This is a genomic window from Pseudoalteromonas sp. UBA2102 (assembly GCF_002331165.1).
Classification (GTDB): domain Bacteria; phylum Pseudomonadota; class Gammaproteobacteria; order Enterobacterales; family Alteromonadaceae; genus Pseudoalteromonas; species Pseudoalteromonas atlantica.
In genome coordinates this window covers 8,475-12,538 of record NZ_DCYU01000008.1, presented here as the reverse complement: position 1 = coordinate 12,538, position 4,064 = coordinate 8,475, and the positions used below count along the sequence as shown (strand labels likewise).

Sequence of the window (4,064 nt, the reverse complement as noted above, 5' to 3'; positions counted from 1 at the left end):
GTGTAATTTAGGCACTGCCACTGGGTAGGCTCGCTTGGCGCTAGCAGCTCATCGGGGTTTTGTGCGTAATTGGGTTTATTTTTTTGATAATAAGCAGAAGGCCCTTGCTCAAATTTACTTCCCGACTCGTAGGTAATGGTTTCAAAAATTTGTAAGCTGTAGGGGTTTGTTTCATCAGGGTGAAGCTGCATTAGGTTGGCACTATGAAGTGTTGCCCATTGGCACTTAGCCGTAAGTGCACAGGCAATTGTGCTCACATCAGAAAAACCCACCAGCCATTTAGGTTTGGCCTCTTTTATGGCGTTAAAATCCAATAGTGGCAATATTTCCATTGCCAGCTCTCCGCCCATTGGCGGCATAATGGCGGCAACCTCATCGTCTAGCAAAAAGCCCATTAATTGCTTGGCATGCGCTTTTGCATCTAATTCATCGCGGGGTTTATTTTGGCGTAAAAATTCCCCTTCTACTACCTCGTAACCACGGTGTTTTAAACCGTCTATCACTCTATCTAATCGTGCATGGTATTTTTCTTTTAAGCCCGACGAAAGCGAGCAAATAGCAATTTTAGAGCCTACTTTTAAAGGCGCTGGATAAAGTATATTAGCCATGAATGTTCCTTTTAATAAAGTGATTCCACTGTGTAAAAGCCGTTATGCATTTACACATTACCTATATGAATGTACCTATATCAACACGCACACTCTTTATGCAATATGAATAAGCGTAGAGTGTGTTTAGCATTTATGCAGTCACCATTTTATTTATAGTTTTTTAACGGGTAATGGCACGCGCTTTTTATAGCGATCCACTTATGCCAATCCGTTTAACTCAGCTCTTTATTTTGAGGGGTGGTGTTATATATGGGGTTTATGGGAGTAAGTTGCTATTAGCTAGTTTTAAGGTATAAAAAAACCGATGCAATTGCATCGGTTTTTGCTTGTACATTACTGTGAGCTAAATATTAAAGATACTCAACGTCAATGATTTCGTACTCAACGTCGCCTTTAGGCGTTTTAATGGTCACAGCATCATCTGTTTGTTTACCAATTAAACCGCGCGCAATCGGTGAGTTAACAGAAATTAAGTTATTTTTAATATCTGCTTCGTCATCACCCACAATACGGTAGGTTACTTCGGCATCTGTTTCTACATTTACAATAGTGACAGTAGTACCAAAAATAACTTTACCTGTATTAGGCATTTTAGTTACGTCAATAATTTGCACATTTGAAAGCTTAGCTTCAATTTCTTGAATACGGCCTTCGCAAAAACCCTGTTGTTCACGCGCTGCGTGGTATTCAGCGTTTTCTTTTAAGTCACCATGTTCACGTGCAATCGCAATATCATTTACGATTTTAGGACGGGTAACTGTTTTTAATTCGTTAAGCTCTTCGCGCAGTAACTCTGCGCCACGAACTGTCATCGGAATTGATTGCATACTTTTCTCACTTAACACCAAGGCCTAGTGGCCTTGGTACATTTCCTTAGTTCAATCGCTGGTGTAGCTCTTGAACTGACGTCACTTTACTACGGTCGTCCGCTTGGTTAGCAGTACAGTTAGCAAATGCCGCGTTCAAGGTTGTCGTGTAGTTGGTTTTGTTTTGCAATGCACCACGACGCAACACCTTCGAATCTTCGATCGCTTGGCGACCTTCGGTGGTATTTACGATATAGCTGTACTCTTTATTCTTGATGTTATCAAGAATATGCGGGCGGCCTTCATATACTTTGTTTACACGGCGTACTTCAATACCGGCCTCTTTTAAAGCCTCTGCTGTGCCACCTGTTGCATCAATTTCAAAACCAAGGTCTGTCATGGTTTTAGCAAGTTCTACAACACGAGACTTATCGCTGTTACGTACAGATAGTAACGCGCGACCACCGCGTGGTAAAGTGTTGCTTGCACCTAATTGTGCTTTTGCGAACGCTTCGGCGAAAGTATCGCCAACACCCATCACTTCACCTGTAGAACGCATCTCTGGGCCACGGATAGGATCCACACCTTGGAACTTAGCAAACGGTAAAACAACTTCTTTAACGCTGTAATACGGTGGAATTACTTCTTTAGTAATGCCTTGGCTTGCTAAAGACTGACCCGCCATACAACGCGCGGCTACTTTTGCAAGTGCAATACCGGTCGCTTTAGATACAAACGGTACAGTACGCGCCGCACGTGGATTCACCTCAATTAAGTACACTTTGCCATCTTTTACAGCAAATTGTGTATTCATTAAGCCCACTACGCCAAGCTCAAGTGCCATATCGGTTACTTGTTTGCGCATAACATCTTGCACTTCTTGTGATAAAGAGTGTGCAGGTAATGAACATGCTGAGTCACCCGAGTGAACACCCGCTTGCTCAATGTGCTCCATTATGCCGCCAATAATTACTTGCTCGCCGTCACAAATTGCATCAACGTCCACTTCGATTGCATTATCTAAGAAGTGATCAAGTAGTACTGGCGCTTCATTTGAAGCTTGTACCGCTTCAGTCATGTAACGACGTAAGTCTTGCTCATCGTAAACAATTTCCATTGCACGGCCACCCAGTACGTACGATGGACGCACAACCAGTGGGAAGCCAATTTCACCTGATTTAAGTAATGCTTCTTCAGTTGATGTAACTGTTGCGTTTTCTGGTTGTAGTAAATCAAGACGCTCTACTAACTGTTGGAAACGCTCACGGTCTTCTGCGCGGTCAATCGCATCTGGTGAAGTACCAATTACTGGCACACCATTCGCTTCAAGTTCACGTGCTAGTTTAAGTGGTGTTTGGCCACCGTACTGTACAATCACACCTTTTGGTTTTTCAACACGTACAATTTCTAATACGTCTTCAAGTGTAATTGGTTCAAAGAATAGACGGTCAGAGGTATCGTAATCGGTAGAAACCGTTTCAGGGTTACAGTTAACCATGATGGTCTCATAGCCGTCTTCACGTAGCGCAAGGGCTGCGTGAACACAACAGTAGTCAAACTCAATGCCTTGGCCGATACGGTTAGGACCGCCGCCAATAACCATGATTTTGTCTTTGTCTGACGGGTTTGCTTCACACTCTTCATCATACGTTGAGTACATGTAAGCTGTGTCTGAGCTAAATTCGGCAGCACAGGTATCAACACGCTTGTACACAGGGACGATGTTTAACTGATGACGCTTTTTGCGAATTTCGGCTTCAGATACACCAGCTATTTCAGCAATACGTGGGTCGGCGAAGCCTTTACGCTTAAGTTTACGTAAAAACTCGGCATTTAAGCCGGCCATGCCACCTTCAGCAATTTTAGCTTCGTCTTTTAAAATGTCTTCTATTTGTACTAAGTACCAAGGGTCAACTTTGGTAAGTTCAAATACCTCTTCTACGCTCATACCGTGGCGCATTGCATCGGCAATGTACCAAATACGCTCAGCGCCTGGCTCGCGTAGTTCACGAATGATTTTTTCGCGCGCTTTCGGGTCATCAAGTGCCACAATTGGGTTAAAGCCCGTTGCGCCAACTTCAAGACCGCGTAATGCTTTGTGTAACGATTCTTGCTGGTTACGACCAATCGCCATTACTTCGCCCACTGATTTCATTTGCGTTGTTAAGCGGTCGTTCGCGCCGGCAAATTTTTCAAAGTTAAAGCGAGGGATTTTTGTTACTACGTAGTCGATTGATGGCTCAAATGACGCCGGTGTTTTGCCACCTGTAATGTCGTTTTGAAGTTCATCTAACGTGTAACCTATTGCTAACTTAGCGGCAATTTTAGCAATTGGGAAACCCGTTGCTTTAGATGCCAGTGCTGATGAGCGAGATACACGTGGGTTCATCTCAATGATAACCATACGGCCATCATCAGGGTTTACACCAAACTGTACGTTTGAACCACCGGTTTCAACACCAATTTCACGCAGTACCGCCATAGAGGCATTACGCATTAATTGGTATTCTTTGTCGGTTAGGGTTTGTGCTGGTGCAACGGTGATGGAATCACCAGTGTGTACACCCATTGGGTCAAAGTTTTCGATAGAACATACAATGATACAGTTGTCTTTTTTGTCACGAACAACTTCCATTTCATATTCTTT

The 4,064-nt window shown here is 43.4% G+C and carries 3 protein-coding genes; all 3 read right to left on the bottom strand.

Going from position 1 to position 4,064, the window contains the following annotated elements:
* Nucleotides 1-608 (bottom strand): LD-carboxypeptidase (locus tag B2R65_RS00620; RefSeq protein ID WP_286740102.1); only part of this gene is annotated, 608 nt, incomplete at its 3' end.
* Between the two features lie 353 nt (nt 609-961).
* Nucleotides 962-1,438 carry a transcription elongation factor GreA gene (gene greA, locus B2R65_RS00615; protein ID WP_004588092.1) on the bottom strand — a complete coding sequence of 159 codons (477 nt, stop codon included), beginning with the start codon at nt 1,436-1,438 and terminating at the stop codon, nt 962-964.
* Between the two features lie 46 nt (nt 1,439-1,484).
* Nucleotides 1,485-4,064, bottom strand: a 2,580-nt coding sequence (gene carB, locus B2R65_RS00610; RefSeq protein ID WP_286740098.1) for a carbamoyl-phosphate synthase large subunit, incomplete at its 5' end; no start/stop codon positions are given.